This is a genomic window from Enterococcus sp. 5B3_DIV0040 (assembly GCF_002140755.1).
Classification (GTDB): Bacteria; Bacillota; Bacilli; order Lactobacillales; family Enterococcaceae; genus Enterococcus_D; species Enterococcus_D casseliflavus.
This window is the reverse complement of sequence record NZ_NGLC01000001.1, coordinates 607,266-622,753: the sequence shown is the minus strand read 5'-3', so window position 1 is coordinate 622,753 and position 15,488 is coordinate 607,266. Positions and strand designations below refer to the sequence as shown.

Sequence of the window (15,488 nt, the reverse complement as noted above, 5' to 3'; positions counted from 1 at the left end):
GTTATAATACTTATGTTCATTGTAATTCTTTTAATTGATAATTCAACAAACAATTCCAACGAAGGTGTGGGATAAACAACAATTAGACGTTTTTTGTCGTTTATTTTGAAAGGAAATTCACAATATGAAAAAATTGGATTTACGTGTCAAACGAACCAATAAGTACATTATTGAAGCCTTTATTCGCTTAGTTGAAGAAAAAGGCTTCGAGCAAGTGACTGTCCAAAATATCGCAGACGAAGCCATGATCAACCGCGCGACCTTCTATGCCCATTACAAAGACAAGCAAGACTTGTATGAAAAAATATTTGACTTGGCCGTCGAATCTTTTACCTCGATCCTTGACTTTGAAGATTTCGTTCAAGGCAATCGAATCAAGATCCGTAAAATCGAAGCGGCCATGACCGAACTTTTTATACACATTCAAAAGAATCGCTCTTTTTATTTGACGATCATGGATGCCTCTGCCATTGAGATCATTCGTAAAAAACTGGGGCTGATTTTAACGGAACGGTATCAAGAGATCTTTTCAACCTTGAAGATTACAGAAGGCGATCTTGAAGTGCCCTTAGACTTCATCATTGATTATATGACCTCAATATTTGTTGGCACGCTGCATTGGTGGCTAACGGCAGAAACAACGATGCACGCCGACCATTTAGCAAAACTCGTCATCAAACTAGTGGCAAACGGTCACCTAACTGTCTTGGGGATTGAAATTGAGGAATAAAAAAAGAAACTGCCTATATGCAGTTTCTCTCATACCAATTGCCCTTTAATCAATGATTTTTTGCGCGCCATTTGATCGTGTCTTTTGTCTTACGCTGTTTAGTTACTTTGATTCCTTTTGGAGCCACACGAATCGCATAGTCTTCCTTTTTGACAACGTCATAGACATGCTCGGCAACTTCCGTTACTTTTTCTTTTAGATTCAGTTTAAATTTCATGTGTTTTCATCTCCCGAATGCTTTACTACTAGCGTATCGCAAATAAAAAAAATCTTCAACTTATAGCCCTTCCTCAAACCAAAAAAAATAATGGTTAAATAACGAAAAAAACAGCAAGACTACTTGCTGTTTTTTTTTGCGTATTCATCTGACTGGGGTAGCTGGATTCGAACCAACGCATGACGGAGTCAAAGTCCGTTGCCTTACCGCTTGGCTATACCCCAATAATGGTGGAGGAGAGTGGATTCGAACCACTGAACCCTAAGGAACGGATTTACAGTCCGTCGCGTTTAGCCACTTCGCTACTCCTCCAAAAGGTTTTTCTCAAACCTGACAATAGTTATAATACCGAAAAAGATAACAAATTGCAAGAGCAAAAAGTAAATTTTTCTAGAAATTATTCATGTAAATTCCATTGGCGAATAATCATCTCGATCGCAGCTTCTAAACTTCTGCTTGAACCTAGATCTTCATCCCCTAAAAAGCTTTGAAATTCTTTCGGTCCAGTCGTTAAAATCTCACCGATACGTTTTTTACCAATAAATAATTCATTGACGGTATAGTCTTTGCCATGAATGGCTTTCGTTGTTTCTTCAATACGGACTTCGATATCTTTATTTTTCTTAGACATGATTGCACCTCTTTCTTTACAGCACCTTCCTATTTTAACAGAAAACCAGCAAAAGAAAAAGAAAATCTCATCTGGAACGAAAAAAAGTAGTCAATCGTTGTGATCGACTACTTTTGCTGCTTTGTCTCATTTCTGGTTCGTCAAGACAGCACTGGTTACGGTATACCCCGCATCGCTTAAGATTTTCTCAATCGCTGCGACTTGGCGCGACTCTACTTGGATCTCAACAATCGTTTTTAGCGCCATCCGATTGACTACGATGGTCAAAATACTCATCTGATGATCGGCAAGCAGCTTGGTCACGTCTGCTAACACGCCTACATGGTCATCCGTGATCTCGATGGACACTCGGGTTCCACCATCATGGTAGCCAGTGATTTTCAAAAAGGCATCGAAAATATCATTGTTGGTAATGATTCCCACTAGGGTATCATCATCCATGACTGGTAAAACCCCCACGTTTTCACTACGCATGACGGAAATGGCGTCCTCTAATAGTGCATCTGGTTCAATCGTGGTCACTTTTTTCAACATGATATCAGCGACAGTCGTTTTATTTAAGAGATAGTTCATTTCATAAACGCTTAAGCTTGTCGCTTTTGAGGGAGTTGCTTCAGCGATCGTTCCTTCTGTGATCAACCCTACTAATTTACCATCGTCAACGACGGGCAGACGGTGGATATCGTGTTGCTTCATTAAATCTACTGCATCAAAGATCGGTGTCTGCGAATCGACGGTGACGACCGTCTTCGTCATAAAATCACTTACACTCATTGTTTAGCCTCCTAGATACGCTTTTCTTACTTCATCACTTGCTAGTAATTCTTCTCCAGTACCTTCTAAAACGATTTTCCCCGTTTCTAATACATAGCCGCGATCGGCAATCGATAAAGCCATTTTTGCATTTTGTTCAATCAGCAGCACAGTCGTTCCTTGCTGCTTGATTTCTTGAATGATTGAAAAAATTTCTTTGATAAAAATCGGTGCCAAGCCCATCGAGGGCTCATCCAGCAAAAGCAAGCGCGGTTTTGACATCAATGCCCGCCCCATTGCCAACATCTGCTGCTCACCGCCAGATAATGTCGACGCATCTTGCGAGAGGCGTTCTTTCAATACAGGAAACTTGCGGTAAACTTGTTCATAGTCTTCTTTGACACCACTGTCTTTACGCAAGAAGGCGCCCATCTCTAAGTTTTCTTGAACCGTCAATCCTGAAAAGACGTGCCGCCCTTCTGGCACTTGCGACAAGCCGTTTGCGACGATTTTTTGCGGTGCTTCTTTCTCAATTCGTTTTCCTTCAAAAGTGACTGAGCCATTTGAGGGGCGGATCAATCCAGAAATCGTCCGTAAAATCGTGGTTTTCCCTGCACCATTGGCACCAATCAGTGAAACGATCTCCCCTTGATTGACGTGGAAGGAAACATCATGGACCGCTTGGATCATGCCGTAGTGTACACTTAAATTTTGAATTTCCAGCATCAGATTTCCCCTCCTAGATAAGCTTCGATCACCCGCGGATTGTTTTTGATCTCTTCTGGTTCACCGTGGGCGATGACTTGGCCGTATTCCAGCACATAGATCCGTTCGCACACTTCCATGACCAAACTCATATCATGCTCAATCAAGAGGATCGTCAATTGAAAATCTTTTTGGATCTTATAGATCAACTTTGTCAGTTCTGTTGTTTCTTGAGGATTCATCCCCGCAGCCGGCTCGTCAAGAAACAGAATTTTTGGTTCTGTAGCCAATGCGCGTACGATCTCTAACCGACGCTGCTCGCCATAAGGCAAATTTTTCGCTAACGTTTGACTTTTGCCATCCATATCAAAGATCCGTAACAGCTCTAAGGCTTTTTTCTTCATGGACGCTTCGTTTTTGTAGTACTTTGGCAAACGCAGGATGCTAGTCAGCAGTCCTTCTTTATGCTTACTGTTCATAGCGATCAAGACGTTGTCCATCACAGTCAAATTTTTAAACAAGCGAATGTTTTGGAAGGTTCTTGAAAGACCTAAATCCGCAATTTTATAGGGCTTCACGCCATTTAAACGTTTTGGCTTACCTTGGGTCTCAAAAAGCACTTCCCCTTCACTAGGTTCATACACACCTGTCAGGAGATTAAAGAGCGTTGTCTTGCCAGCACCGTTTGGTCCAATCAATCCGACCAGCTCATTGGTATCTAAATGGAGGTCTACATGAGAAACAGCAGCTAAACCGCCAAAGTTTTTCGTTAAGCTTTTAACTTCTAATAGAGGCATCGTTGTCATCCCCCTTTTTTCTAAATTTATCCAGCAGTCCTTTTACGGAGAATTCCCATGTCCCTAAAAGTCCGCTTGGTTTAAAGATCATGATGATGATCAAAGCCAATGCATAAATGATCATGCGCAAATCAGAGAAGCCTTGCAAGTACATATTTAAGATTCCTAGCACTACTGCCGAAACAACTGCTCCTGTGGTACTCCCAAGCCCTCCAAAAACGACGATGATCAATACATCGATCGATTTCATAAAACCGTAATCTCGTGGGAAAACCGACTGCTGATAGCTGGCATAAAGGGTACCAGCAATGCTTGCCATCACTGCCCCCATTACAAACGCAATTACCTTGTATTTCGTTGTGTTGACCCCCATTGATTCTGCAGCGATCTCATCTTCCCGAATCGCTAAAGTCGCCCGACCCGGTCCGCTATGGATAAAGTTTGACACGACAAGAATCGATAAAACGGCAAAGAGAAAGACGATCTGCCAATTACTGAATTGGGGCAATCCGAAAATTCCAGCAGGACCATTGGTCAAGCCTCGTAGGTTCACCAACAAGATCCGAATGATCTCTGCCACACCTAGGGTAGCGATCGCTAGATAGTCGCCTTTTAAACGGAGAGTCGGAATCCCAACCACTAATGCGACTGCACCTGAAACCAGCATCCCCACCAGTAAACCAGTTAAAAAGCCACCAAAGGTTGGATTGCTTGCCGACAGGATCGCGCCAGCATAAGCACCGATTGCCATAAATCCAGCATGTCCTAAGGAGAATTGCCCTGAAAAGCCGATGATCAGATTCAAACTGACTGCCAAGATGATATTGATTCCGATATTGACGATGATGGCATCAGAGAACAAATTGATCATTCCGCCATTGTAGGCTGCAAATAATCCAAAATAAAGAATAGCTGCCAGAGCGAGCCAGATTAAGTTGTAACGTAAATTCTTTTTCATTTCTGCCACCTACACTTTCTCTTTGATATTTTTGCCGAGGATCCCAGCTGGACGAACCAACAATATAATTATTAAAATGACATACACTAAAGCATCCTTATAATCAGAAAAACCAAGCGCTGTCGCTGCTGTTTCCACCAAACCGATCACAAAGCCACCTAAGGCTGCTCCAGGAATGATCCCGATCCCGCCAAGAACCGCTGCAACAAAAGATTTCAGACCAGGAACGACGCCCATTGATGGATCAATGGAATTATAATACAAACCGATCAGCATCCCGCCAGCTGCAGCCAAAGCCGAGCCTAAGGCAAAGGTAAAGGAAATCGTTCGATTGACATTGATCCCCATCAAACGCGCTGCATCTGCATCAACACTTACTGCCCGCATCGCTTTTCCCATACGGGTCTTTTTCACGATCAATTGCAAGAGAATCATTAAGGTAACCGAAACAGCCAAGATCAATAACTGGACATTACTTACTTGAACAAACCCGATGGAATAAGTTTGTCGTTCAATCGCTTGCGGAAAGGGGCGCACATTGGCTGAAAAGAAAAAGATCATGACATTTTGCAAAAAATAAGAAACCCCGATTGCCGTGATCAGTGCCGAAATTCGCGTGGAATTGCGTAAGGGACGATACGCTAAAAATTCGATCGTTACCCCAAGAGCTGCACTGGCGATCATTGAAATGAACAACGCGGGGAAAAACCCTAATTGCCATTGATTGATCAAAAAGTAACCGATAAAACTACCGATCATGTAAACTTCTCCGTGGGCGAAGTTGATCAACTTGATGATGCCATACACCATCGTATAACCCAACGCTAACAAGGCATAGATACTGCCTAGAAACAAGCCGTTGATCAATTGTTGGATCATCATTTCCATATACTCACTTCCAATATCATTTATTATGGTCATTCTTTTAGAGAAAAGAAACTGAGACAAACACATCAGGTCTGTCCCAGTTTTCACTGCCAAACAACTGCGGGTTTTTTAAGGTTCCACAGTGTCTGCTGAGGTTTCTTTCCCGTCAGTCAATCCTAAAACAACTGCTGATTTTTCAGGGTTATGATTTTCATCCATCGTGATTTCACCGGTCACACCGACAAAGTCTTTCAGTTCAGACAAACCAGCTGCGATCGCCAATGAATCTGCTGAGTTTTGATCTTCGATCGCTTGTTTGATCATATAAACGGCATCATAGGCTAATGCATTAAAAGCAGAAGGCTCTTTGCCATATTTTTCATTGAAAGCTGCCACAAACGGCTCAACTTTGTCGTTTGCTGGTGCTTTGGTAGAGAAGTGACCTGTATAGTAAACATTGCTGACATTTTCTGCACCAGCTGTTTGAACCATTTTTTCATCACCGAATCCATCCGCACCAATGATTGCTTGATCAATTCCTAATTCTCGCGCTTGCTTGATGATCAAACCAGCTTCTGTGTAGTAGCCTGGAATGAACAAGACATCGAAGTCGACATCTTTGATTCTTGTAAGAACTGCTTGGAAATCTTTGTCGCCTTCAGTAAAGTTATCCTCTAAGACGATTTCGCCTGGGTAGCTTTCTTTAAATGCTTCCGTCAAACCAATTGCGTAGTCACTTGAGTTATCACCCAAGATTACGGCTTTTGAAGCATCCAAATTTTCTGCTGCATATTTTGCCAAGATTGTTCCTTGGAAGCTATCTTGGAAACAAGAACGGAATGCAAATTCTTGGACTTTTCCACTGGTGTAAGTAATCGCATCATCGGTACCTGAAGGAGTGACCATCGGTACTTGGGCTCTCGTCACATTCGGTAAAGCCGCCTTTGTGGCACCTGAAGTTGCTGGTCCAATAATGGCAACGACTTTATCATTGGTTGCTAAGTTGGCTGCTACTGTCGCAGCTTCATTGTTATCTGATTTGTTATCTTTCGAAATGATTTCAATTTGTTTTCCAAGAACGCCGCCGGCAGCATTGATTTCTTCGACTGCCAAGTCGATCCCCTCTTTTTCAGCCGTCCCATAAGCAGCAACTGCTCCAGACAACTCTAAGTTGGCACCAATCTTAATGGTATCTCCCTCTTGTTTATTGCCACCTTCAGCAGCACCACTGCTATCCGTTGGTCCACCTGTTGGTCCTGCACTACAAGCTGTCAATAAAAACAAACTCGCAAACAAAAATGCAAATTTCTTTTTCATAATTTTCCTCTCCTTTACTTCCCCTGAATATGTTATCCAATATACTGAAAAATCTAGGAAATGTCAACGAATTATCAGAATATTTCACCTATTCAGAATTTATTTTTTTCGCCGATAAAAAATGGTGCTTTTAAAACATTGATCCAGCAACAATGGAATCGCTTTTCTAATTTTCGGATAAAAAGAAAAGCAAGCAAAGGTTTTTCCCCTTTGCTTGCTACCGATACGCTTTGATTTGATACTTTTTTCTTCAAACGGACGTTTGAAAACATTACATCCTCATGTTAGCGGCTATTTCGTGGATACAATGCTTGAAAATTTGCCGCCGCCCCAACTAAATTGGCATCATTGCGATAGTCACATAGCTTGATCAGTGGGACGAAATCATTTAATGCTTGATCCGCCAACATTTTTTTCAAGCGCTGGTCAACTTCTTCTAACAAGCCTTTTTTGGCACTGACACCACCGCCGATAATGATCACTTCAGGATCAAAAGCAAACTGAATACTGAACAGTCCTTGTGCTAAATAGTTGTAAAATTTATTGACTTCCTCGATCGCAATGGCATCGCCATCTTCTGCACGTTGAAAGACCTCTTCACCGGTAATCGTCGTTCGATCCACTCCGATCCGATCACAATACCGCCAGGCCATTTGAACCGCTGTCCCTAGTTGCGAAAATGTTTTGCCTTGATCTAGGATCATCAACCCAAACTCGCCACCGTATAAATGTGCCCCACGGACTAGCTCACCATTTTGAAACAGGGTACCGCCAACGCCTGTTCCGATCACAACGAAGGCTGCTTGCTGATACTCTTTGCCCGCTCCTTGATAAAATTCAGCCATCCCAGCGCAATTGGCATCATTTTCGATGGTTACGGGTACCCCAAACGCTGCTTCGAGTTCTGAGTAAATATCAAACCCATGGATATAAGGGATCGCACTAATGCCGTCGATCCGCCGTTCTTGGGCATTGACCGCACCTGGCGCACTGATTCCAACGCCTTCAATCTCTTCATCTACGCTTGCCCTCACTTGCTGCAGCTGTGCTTTCATTTCCTCCCAAGTATTTGGAGTAGTGAATTTCCCTTTACTCACCAAAGAATCTTGTGCCCAGACGCCATATTTTACTGCTGAACCACCCATATCAAAGACTAAAATCGCCATTTTTTTCCCTCAATCCTTTATTATTCTGATACTGTCTATTTTACCGCAAGTCGGCGCTTGAAGAAAGCGATTTCCGAGGACAAGAAAAAAACAGTCTCATTCACACAGACTGTCTCTTCATCCATTAGAGTTGTTTTTCTAAAATCACTTGATCGAACAGCTGCTGCCCATTCTCAAAAATCGGTTCGACATAGTGGGTGGTGAAATAATTCTTCACCCGCTCTTTTTCAACATAGCCTTGCTTTTGGTACAAAGTCAAGGCTGCAGAGGGCAGACTACCAGTTTTGATCACTACGATCGGCCGTTTTGCCCCGAGGTGCTGACTAAGGATCGCTTCTTCGGCAGCTTGCAGCAATTGACGACCGATGCCCATTCCTTGCTTTTCTGGCGAAACGGCCACATTCATGATCTCCCAGTTCTTGCCTTGATTTTGATAAACTAGCACACCAATCATTTCTCCAGCTTCTTCATAAACAAGTGTTTGGCTATTATATAGATAGCTTTCTACGACTGCTTTATCAGGATCTGCATCCAGCAGCAACGCCCAAGGATACGCTTCATTAGGGGCGATTGGACGAATCATGGCTTTTTGGCTCCTTTTTTATATTTCTGTTGATTCCTTTTAACTTTTCCGATAACGGTACGTTGGTTTGACTTTGTCTTTCGTATTTCGTTTTAAAGTAAACGTCTGGGGTACGTAATCTATTCCGCCTTTTACAAAGGGATGGCAGCGTAAGATACGAGCTACCCCCATCAAGCCTCCTTTGGCTGCTCCATGGACTTGGATGGCTTGGATCATGTATCCTGAGCAAGTCGGATAATAACGACAGCTAGGAGGAAATAATGGGGAAATAAAACGTTGATAGAAACGAACAAAGCCGATCAAAAGTTTACTCATTCCTTGCCAGCCTTTCTTTTTAGCGTACGATTCAGTAAAGATAGATAGAAAAAACTAGGACTCAGCACGTGGCGGAAGTCCTAGTTATGGTTTATTTCATAAACTCAAAGATATGATTCCAAAGACTTGGAGAGAATACTTTAAAAGGACTGCCGTCACCGATCACTCCATAACCAATCATCGTTCCTGCTAGGAACAATAAAATAGCTAATAAAATGACGATTAAAATTTTTATCAAGCTAGTTAAAATATAACGGTTCAACTTCACTTTTTTTCTCTCCTACTCCTATTAGGCGTTAACTGGTACGACTTCTTCTACTGCGTCAGAAACTCGTTCAACAGATGCCCCTAATTGTTGCAATTTTTCGTGGAATTTGTAGTAGCCGCGATCCAAATATTTTAGATTGCGAACACGCGTCCGTCCCGTTGAACGCAAACCTAATAAAATCAACGCTGCTGCGGCACGTAAATCTGTCGCATAGACCAGCGCACCTTGTAATTCATGACCGCCTTCGATCACTGCAACGTTGCCGTCAATTTTTACATGGGCATTCATGCGACGCATTTCTTCTAAATGTTGGAAACGATTCTCAAATACCGTTTCATTCACAACACTCGTTCCTTGCGCTAATAATTGAATAGCAGACATTTGCGCTTGCATGTCCGTAGGAAAACCTGGATGTGGCATCGTTTTTACATCAGTCGCTTTCAAGCGTTCTGGTCCGACCACACGAATCCCTTCAGCGACTTCAGTCACTTCTGCGCCCATTTCGATCAATTTTGAAATCAATGGACGATTGTGCTCTGAGATCGCATCTTTAATAATAACGTCTCCTTGAGTCATCGCTGCTGCAACCATAAAGGTTCCTGCTTCGATACGGTCTTGTACGATCGAATGGTCTACTGCATGCAGGTGTTCGACACCTTCAATACGCATCGTTTCGGTTCCTGCACCAAAGACCTTGGCACCCATTTTATTCAAAATGTTTGCTAAATCAACGATTTCTGGCTCACGAGCGACGTTTTCGATGATGGTGATGCCTTTAGCTTTTACGGCAGCCATCATGATATTTTGCGTGGCGCCGACACTTGGGAAATCCAAGTAAATGCTATTGCCTTTTAACTCATCGGCGATCGCTTCTATGTATCCATCTTTTTGGATGATTTGCGCGCCTAGTGCTTGAAATCCCTTCAAATGTAAATCAATTGGTCGTTTGCCGATTGCACAGCCGCCAGGCATTGCCACTTTGGCATGTCCATTACGGGCTAACAAAGGCCCCATGACTACGATTGAAGCGCGCATTTGGCTCACATACTCATACGGTGCTTCGATTGCTAATTCTTGTGACGCATCGATCGTCATTGTGTTGTTTTCTTCTTCAAAATCGATTGCGACATTTAAATGCCGAATCACTTCTTTCATTGTTAATACATCGGAAAGGATCGGTACATTTGTTAATGTCGTTGTTCCTTCTTCCGCTAATAAGCTTGCCGCTAAGATAGGTAGAACAGCATTTTTTGCCCCTTCGATCTTCACTGTTCCAGTTAATCGATTACCACCTTGAACGATCATCTCTTCCATTTATGTTCCCTCCAAATAATGCAGTGACTCACACAAATCTTGCCAATTATAGCATAATATTCGGTGTTTTTGCATATATTAATGAAATTCTTAAAAACCTGTTAAAAATAAATTACGACATAACGCAATCAACTCAAGGAAAAAAGTACTGGCGGTGTAGCCTAATGCAATCGCAAGAAACACCATGATCATTCGTATCTGAGTCGTTCGTAAGACTTTAAAAAAAGCATCGATCCGCACAGATTGCAATGCCCAAAATGCTAAATAGATGAACGCTAAATGACTCACGATTCGAATGATTGCATCAATTCCATACACTTGCATACTTCCTGCTCCTTTTTCATAATTGAACATTCCTATCATACCACAAAGATGTCAAGATAAAAAATAATCTTTCTTGAAACCTTCATGAAAAGACTTTAAAAAGTTTTTAAAACGTTTTCTCGAATAAAAAAAAACAAAGGCAAGATGCCCTTGTTTTTTTAGGAATGTTTTGACACGTTGATTCGATTAATGGCGCGGTGCAAAGCAACCGTTGCGCGACGAAGCTGGTCGATATCTTCGACTTGTTTGGCCTCTTCGATTTGACGTTCTGCACGTTGTTTTGCTCTTTCTGCCCGTGAAACGTCGATATCACGATCACGTTCCGCACTATCGGCTACGATGGAGACAACATTGTCCCGCACTTCAAGGATACCGCCATTAACGGCGACCCAGTCGACGTGAGTATCTGAATCGATCCGTTTGACCCGGACTTCATCAATCGTCAAAGGAACGATGATTGGGGCATGATGCGGCAAAATACCGATCTCACCATCTGTCGTACGTGCAACCACGATTTTCGCGTGATGATCGTAAACCAAACCAGCAGGTGTCACCACATTGACTGTTAAAAATTGATCCATGAGGTTCCCCTCTTTCTTCAAGGCTGGTTAATTAATAGCCAATTTTTTTCGCTTTTTCAATGACGTCTTCAATTCGTCCTACACTACGGAAGGCTTCTTCTGGAAGATCATCATATTTTCCTTCAAGAATCTCAGCAAATCCTTTGATCGTTTCTTCAACTGGTACATAAGAACCAGGTTGTCCAGTAAACTGTTCCGCTACGTGGAAGTTTTGCGACAAGAAGAATTGGATCCGACGCGCACGAGCCACTAACGTTTTTTCTTCATCAGACAACTCATCCATCCCTAAGATAGCGATGATGTCTTGTAGTTCGCGATAACGTTGCAACGCATGCTGTACTTCAGTCGCTACTTCATAGTGTTTTTCACCAACGATTTCAGGTGCTAACGCACTAGAAGAAGAAGCTAGCGGATCAACAGCTGGATAGATCCCTTGTTCAGTCAATTTACGTTCCAAGTTGGTTGTTGCATCTAAATGGGCAAAAGCAGTCGCTGGTGCCGGGTCCGTGTAGTCATCGGCAGGAACATAGATTGCTTGAATAGAAGTAACCGATCCTTTTTTTGTTGAAGTGATCCGTTCTTGCAATTGTCCCATTTCGGTTGCTAGTGTCGGTTGATATCCAACGGCAGAAGGCATCCGACCTAGTAAGGCAGATACTTCAGAACCAGCTTGAGTAAATCGGAAGATATTATCGATAAACAAGAGCACGTCTTGTCCTTCTACATCGCGGAAGTACTCCGCTAAGGTCAACCCAGTCAAGGCAACCCGCATCCGGGCACCTGGTGGTTCGTTCATTTGTCCAAACACCATGGCTGTTTTTTCGATAACGCCAGATTCTTTCATTTCATTATAAAGGTCGTTTCCTTCACGTGTCCGTTCACCAACACCTGTGAAGACAGAGATCCCCCCATGCTCTTGGGCAATGTTGTGGATCAGTTCTTGGATCAAGACAGTTTTACCAACACCGGCACCACCGAAAAGACCAACTTTCCCCCCTTTTAAATAAGGGGCTAATAAGTCGATAACTTTGATCCCAGTCTCAAGGATCTCGGTACTTGTTGACAATTCATCAAAGTCAGGAGCTTTTTTGTGGATCCCACTGCGGGGTGCTTCTTCAGGAAACGGTGCTTCTAAATCGATGGTGTCCCCTAAGACATTAAACACCCGTCCTAAGGTTTCTGTCCCAACTGGAACAGAAATGGAGGCGCCTGTATCGATTACTTCCATTCCTCGTTGTAAGCCATCTGTTGATTCCATGGCAATCGTACGGATAACGCCGTCGCCAAGTTCTAAGGCAGCTTCTAACACAACTTTTGTTTTCTGCTCATCTTTTTTGTAAACAATCAACGCATTGTTGATATCTGGTAATGATTGGTCTAGAGAGAATTCCACGTCAACAACGGGACCAATGACTTGAACAATCTTGCCTGAACTCATTCGTATTCCTCCATTCGTTCTTGAAACTATTCTAACGCGGATGCCCCCGCCACAATTTCAGTAATTTCTTGGGTGATCGCTCCTTGGCGCGCTCGGTTATAAGAGATCGTCAAGTCCCCAATAATATTTTTGGCATTATCTGTTGCTGTTTTCATCGCTGTCATTCCGGCAGCATGCTCGGCTGTTTTTGCGTCAACAATCGCACCATAAATCAAGCTTTCAGCGTATTGAGGCAGTAATTGATTCAAAATTGCTTCTCTGGAAGGTTCAAACAAGTATTCTTGTTCATAACTTTCGGCTTCTTCAGGATCTAGATCGGAAATCGGCAACATTTTCTCCACACGAAATTGGCTAGTCAATGAGTTGATGTGATGGTTATAACACACATATAATTCATCGAAGACTTCGTTTTGGTACATCGTTGTCGCCAATGTTACGATTTTACGCACCTCGTCAAAGCTTGGTTGATCCGAAAGGTTTCTTAGCTCGTACGCCAAATTGATGCCCCGTGCTTTGAAAAAGTCAGCGCCAGTTGCACCAATGGCAATCATGACATACTCTTCTTCTTTTGCATGGTCTTCATCCAGCATGGTCATCATTTGCTTCAAGATGGAACTATTGTAGCCGCCCACTAGACCGCCATCAGAAGTGATGACGATGTAGCCTGTGCGTTTGACCGGACGACTAACCAACATACTGTTATAGTTCACACCATCTTTTGGACCAGAACCTGCAAGATCGGAAAGCTGCTGCGCAGTTAAATGCGTAACGATTTCACGTACTTTGTTGGCATACACTTGAAACTGTTTCGAATGAGCTTCAGATTTTGTTAATTTTGCAGCTGAAACCATTTGCATGGCCTTTGTGATTTGGCTGGTTTTTTTTGTTGAGGCAATTCGTTGCTTGATTTCATTTAATGAAGCAGCCATTTTCTCTCACCTCTTTTTATGCGTTTTGCATTGTCGATATTTTATCTTGGGGTGTCACCCGAGAACCGTTGGATGCCATGAAAATATCTTTGAATGCTTTAATGGTGTCATCTAACAAGCTTTCTTCTGGCAAGTCTTTCGTTGTCCGAATGGTTTCAAAAATCGTCGCTGCATTTGCTTCGATATATTCAAATAATTCTGCTTCAAAGTCCAATAGTTTATTGACTGGTACACTATCAATGAATCCATGTGTCAAGGCATAAAGAATCACGACTTGTTTTTCTACTGCCAGTGGTTCATGCAGTTTTTGCTTCAAGATTTCAACGGTTCGACGACCGCGGTTTAATTTGGCTTGTGTTGCAGCATCTAGATCAGACCCAAACTGCGTAAAGGCCTCTAGTTCGCGATAGCTAGCCAAGTCCAAACGCAAGGTACCGGCAACTTTTTTCATTGCTTTGATCTGCGCAGAACCACCAACCCGTGAAACGGATAATCCAGCCGCTACGGCAGGACGAACACCAGAATAGAAAAGGTCGTTTTCTAAGAAAATTTGTCCATCTGTGATAGAAATCACGTTGGTTGGGATATAGGCTGAAATATCCCCTGCTTGTGTTTCAACAAACGGCAATGCCGTCATCGATCCACCACCTAGTTCATCACTTAATTTCGCTGCACGTTCCAATAAACGAGAATGCAAGTAGAAGACATCCCCTGGGTATGCTTCACGACCTGGCGGACGACGTAGAAGTAGAGAAAGTTCACGATAAGCGACCGCTTGTTTTGATAAGTCATCAAAGACGATCAAAACATGTTTGCCGTTATACATGAATTCTTCCCCCATCGCAGCCCCCGCATAAGGTGCGATATAAAGCAGTGGTGCTGGTTGTGAAGCACCTGCTGAGACCACGATCGTGTAATCAAGGGCCCCGTAACGACGCAATGTTTCCACTTGTGCACGAACAGTTGAATCTTTTTGGCCAATTGCGACATAAATACAGATCATGTCTTGCCCTTTTTGGTTGATGATCGCATCAATAGCGATCGTTGTTTTCCCGGTTTTCCGGTCACCGATGACTAATTCCCGTTGGCCACGACCGATTGGTACTAAAGCATCAATAGCTTTCAACCCTGTTTGCATTGGTTCCGAAACGGATTTCCGTTGCATAACACCTGGTGCAGCTGCTTCGACTGGGCGTGATTTATTTGTTTCGATCGGACCTAAACCATCGATTGGTTGCCCTAATGGATTTACTACCCGGCCAATTAATGCATCGCCGACAGGAACTTCCATGATTTTACCAGTTCGTTTTACTTTGTCCCCTTCACGAATGGTTTCAAAATCACCTAGGATGATGATTCCGACATCGTTTGACTCTAAGTTTTGTGCCATCCCATAAGAACCGTTTGAAAACTCAAGCAGTTCTCCACTCATGGCATTTTCTAAACCGTGGGCGCGGGCGATCCCGTCCCCAACATATGTGACAGTACCGATTTCTTCTACAGAAAGTTCGTTCTGATAATTTTTAATTTGCTCTTTGATCAAGGCACTAATTTCTTCTGCTTTGATGGCCATCCGATTCACCTCTTATCTCTTG

The 15,488-nt window shown here is 42.9% G+C and carries 19 protein-coding genes and 2 tRNA genes; 1 reads left to right on the top strand and 20 read right to left on the bottom strand.

Annotation, left to right across the window (positions count from 1 at the left end; all coding sequences use genetic code 11):
- Positions 1 to 124 precede the first annotated feature (124 nt).
- Positions 125 to 730, top strand: a complete 606-nt coding sequence (locus tag A5883_RS03065; RefSeq protein ID WP_086337982.1) for a TetR/AcrR family transcriptional regulator — start codon at positions 125 to 127, stop codon at positions 728 to 730.
- Between the two features lie 49 nt (positions 731 to 779).
- Here A5883_RS03065 and A5883_RS19085 read toward each other — a convergent pair whose 3' ends face one another.
- The 20 genes from A5883_RS19085 to atpA form a co-directional block, all read right to left on the bottom strand.
- Entirely contained in the window at positions 780 to 947 is a 168-nt protein-coding gene (locus A5883_RS19085) for a hypothetical protein (RefSeq protein WP_005228760.1), read from the bottom strand.
- A 152-nt stretch (positions 948 to 1,099) separates the two neighbouring features.
- Positions 1,100 to 1,171: transfer RNA gene (locus A5883_RS03060), tRNA-Gln, on the bottom strand.
- A 4-nt stretch (positions 1,172 to 1,175) separates the two neighbouring features.
- Positions 1,176 to 1,259: transfer RNA gene (locus A5883_RS03055), tRNA-Tyr, on the bottom strand.
- A gap of 85 nt (positions 1,260 to 1,344) precedes the next feature.
- Positions 1,345 to 1,578 (bottom strand): DUF2969 domain-containing protein, encoded by a 234-nt coding sequence (locus A5883_RS03050; RefSeq protein WP_005228752.1) that lies wholly within the window; start codon positions 1,576 to 1,578, stop codon positions 1,345 to 1,347.
- A gap of 126 nt (positions 1,579 to 1,704) precedes the next feature.
- Positions 1,705 to 2,352, bottom strand: a complete 648-nt coding sequence (locus tag A5883_RS03045; RefSeq protein ID WP_010749788.1) for a CBS and ACT domain-containing protein — start codon at positions 2,350 to 2,352, stop codon at positions 1,705 to 1,707.
- Between the two features lie 3 nt (positions 2,353 to 2,355).
- Positions 2,356 to 3,057, bottom strand: coding sequence for an ABC transporter ATP-binding protein (locus A5883_RS03040; RefSeq protein WP_015510178.1), 702 nt, complete (start codon positions 3,055 to 3,057; stop codon positions 2,356 to 2,358).
- Positions 3,057 to 3,833, bottom strand: a complete 777-nt coding sequence (locus A5883_RS03035) for an ABC transporter ATP-binding protein (RefSeq protein ID WP_015510179.1) — start codon at positions 3,831 to 3,833, stop codon at positions 3,057 to 3,059. The genes A5883_RS03040 and A5883_RS03035 overlap by 1 nt, the downstream gene beginning before the upstream one ends.
- Positions 3,814 to 4,791 carry a branched-chain amino acid ABC transporter permease gene (locus tag A5883_RS03030; RefSeq protein ID WP_005228744.1) on the bottom strand — a complete coding sequence of 326 codons (978 nt, stop codon included), beginning with the start codon at positions 4,789 to 4,791 and terminating at the stop codon, positions 3,814 to 3,816. The genes A5883_RS03035 and A5883_RS03030 overlap by 20 nt, the downstream gene beginning before the upstream one ends.
- 9 nt (positions 4,792 to 4,800) lie before the next feature.
- Positions 4,801 to 5,679: a branched-chain amino acid ABC transporter permease gene (locus tag A5883_RS03025; RefSeq protein WP_005228742.1), complete on the bottom strand. Its 879-nt coding sequence runs from the start codon at positions 5,677 to 5,679 to the stop codon at positions 4,801 to 4,803.
- A 108-nt stretch (positions 5,680 to 5,787) separates the two neighbouring features.
- Entirely contained in the window at positions 5,788 to 6,975 is a 1,188-nt protein-coding gene (locus tag A5883_RS03020; protein WP_010749790.1) for an ABC transporter substrate-binding protein, read from the bottom strand.
- A 284-nt stretch (positions 6,976 to 7,259) separates the two neighbouring features.
- Positions 7,260 to 8,141, bottom strand: coding sequence for an ROK family protein (locus A5883_RS03010; RefSeq protein WP_005228730.1), 882 nt, complete (start codon positions 8,139 to 8,141; stop codon positions 7,260 to 7,262).
- Positions 8,142 to 8,265: 124 nt separating this feature from the next.
- Positions 8,266 to 8,724, bottom strand: a complete 459-nt coding sequence (locus tag A5883_RS03005) for a GNAT family N-acetyltransferase (protein ID WP_005228727.1) — start codon at positions 8,722 to 8,724, stop codon at positions 8,266 to 8,268.
- 39 nt (positions 8,725 to 8,763) lie between these two features.
- Positions 8,764 to 9,039 (bottom strand): membrane protein insertion efficiency factor YidD, encoded by a 276-nt coding sequence (gene yidD, locus A5883_RS03000; RefSeq protein ID WP_016608771.1) that lies wholly within the window; start codon positions 9,037 to 9,039, stop codon positions 8,764 to 8,766.
- A gap of 91 nt (positions 9,040 to 9,130) precedes the next feature.
- Positions 9,131 to 9,307, bottom strand: a complete 177-nt coding sequence (locus A5883_RS02995; protein ID WP_005228723.1) for a DNA-directed RNA polymerase subunit beta — start codon at positions 9,305 to 9,307, stop codon at positions 9,131 to 9,133.
- Between the two features lie 21 nt (positions 9,308 to 9,328).
- Entirely contained in the window at positions 9,329 to 10,621 is a 1,293-nt protein-coding gene (gene murA, locus A5883_RS02990; protein ID WP_016608772.1) for a UDP-N-acetylglucosamine 1-carboxyvinyltransferase, read from the bottom strand.
- 90 nt (positions 10,622 to 10,711) lie between these two features.
- A complete protein-coding gene (locus A5883_RS02985) occupies positions 10,712 to 10,945 on the bottom strand; it encodes a DUF1146 family protein (protein ID WP_086297756.1) in 234 nt (77 codons plus the stop codon).
- A 158-nt stretch (positions 10,946 to 11,103) separates the two neighbouring features.
- On the bottom strand, positions 11,104 to 11,526 hold the full coding sequence (locus A5883_RS02980; RefSeq protein ID WP_005228716.1) for a F0F1 ATP synthase subunit epsilon: 423 nt from the start codon (positions 11,524 to 11,526) through the stop codon (positions 11,104 to 11,106).
- 31 nt (positions 11,527 to 11,557) lie between these two features.
- Positions 11,558 to 12,964: a F0F1 ATP synthase subunit beta gene (atpD, locus tag A5883_RS02975; protein WP_005234377.1), complete on the bottom strand. Its 1,407-nt coding sequence runs from the start codon at positions 12,962 to 12,964 to the stop codon at positions 11,558 to 11,560.
- 26 nt (positions 12,965 to 12,990) lie between these two features.
- Positions 12,991 to 13,893, bottom strand: a complete 903-nt coding sequence (locus A5883_RS02970) for a F0F1 ATP synthase subunit gamma (protein ID WP_005228710.1) — start codon at positions 13,891 to 13,893, stop codon at positions 12,991 to 12,993.
- A gap of 16 nt (positions 13,894 to 13,909) precedes the next feature.
- Positions 13,910 to 15,466, bottom strand: coding sequence for a F0F1 ATP synthase subunit alpha (atpA, locus tag A5883_RS02965; protein ID WP_086297759.1), 1,557 nt, complete (start codon positions 15,464 to 15,466; stop codon positions 13,910 to 13,912).
- Positions 15,467 to 15,488: the final 22 nt, after the last annotated feature.

Excerpts from the sequence above, each read along its gene's own strand:
- A5883_RS03065 (WP_086337982.1), top strand. The coding sequence starts at position 125 with ATGAAAAAATTGGATTTACGTGTCAAACGAACCAATAAGTACATTATT.
- A5883_RS19085 (WP_005228760.1), bottom strand. The coding sequence starts at position 947 with ATGAAATTTAAACTGAATCTAAAAGAAAAAGTAACGGAAGTTGCCGAG.
- A5883_RS03050 (WP_005228752.1), bottom strand. The coding sequence starts at position 1,578 with ATGTCTAAGAAAAATAAAGATATCGAAGTCCGTATTGAAGAAACAACG.
- A5883_RS03045 (WP_010749788.1), bottom strand. The coding sequence starts at position 2,352 with ATGAGTGTAAGTGATTTTATGACGAAGACGGTCGTCACCGTCGATTCG.
- A5883_RS03040 (WP_015510178.1), bottom strand. The coding sequence starts at position 3,057 with ATGCTGGAAATTCAAAATTTAAGTGTACACTACGGCATGATCCAAGCG.
- A5883_RS03035 (WP_015510179.1), bottom strand. The coding sequence starts at position 3,833 with ATGCCTCTATTAGAAGTTAAAAGCTTAACGAAAAACTTTGGCGGTTTA.
- A5883_RS03030 (WP_005228744.1), bottom strand. The coding sequence starts at position 4,791 with ATGAAAAAGAATTTACGTTACAACTTAATCTGGCTCGCTCTGGCAGCT.
- A5883_RS03025 (WP_005228742.1), bottom strand. The coding sequence starts at position 5,679 with ATGGAAATGATGATCCAACAATTGATCAACGGCTTGTTTCTAGGCAGT.
- A5883_RS03020 (WP_010749790.1), bottom strand. The coding sequence starts at position 6,975 with ATGAAAAAGAAATTTGCATTTTTGTTTGCGAGTTTGTTTTTATTGACA.
- A5883_RS03010 (WP_005228730.1), bottom strand. The coding sequence starts at position 8,141 with ATGGCGATTTTAGTCTTTGATATGGGTGGTTCAGCAGTAAAATATGGC.
- A5883_RS03005 (WP_005228727.1), bottom strand. The coding sequence starts at position 8,724 with ATGATTCGTCCAATCGCCCCTAATGAAGCGTATCCTTGGGCGTTGCTG.
- yidD (WP_016608771.1), bottom strand. The coding sequence starts at position 9,039 with ATGAGTAAACTTTTGATCGGCTTTGTTCGTTTCTATCAACGTTTTATT.
- murA (WP_016608772.1), bottom strand. The coding sequence starts at position 10,621 with ATGGAAGAGATGATCGTTCAAGGTGGTAATCGATTAACTGGAACAGTG.
- A5883_RS02985 (WP_086297756.1), bottom strand. The coding sequence starts at position 10,945 with ATGCAAGTGTATGGAATTGATGCAATCATTCGAATCGTGAGTCATTTA.
- A5883_RS02980 (WP_005228716.1), bottom strand. The coding sequence starts at position 11,526 with ATGGATCAATTTTTAACAGTCAATGTGGTGACACCTGCTGGTTTGGTT.
- atpD (WP_005234377.1), bottom strand. The coding sequence starts at position 12,964 with ATGAGTTCAGGCAAGATTGTTCAAGTCATTGGTCCCGTTGTTGACGTG.
- A5883_RS02970 (WP_005228710.1), bottom strand. The coding sequence starts at position 13,893 with ATGGCTGCTTCATTAAATGAAATCAAGCAACGAATTGCCTCAACAAAA.
- atpA (WP_086297759.1), bottom strand. The coding sequence starts at position 15,466 with ATGGCCATCAAAGCAGAAGAAATTAGTGCCTTGATCAAAGAGCAAATT.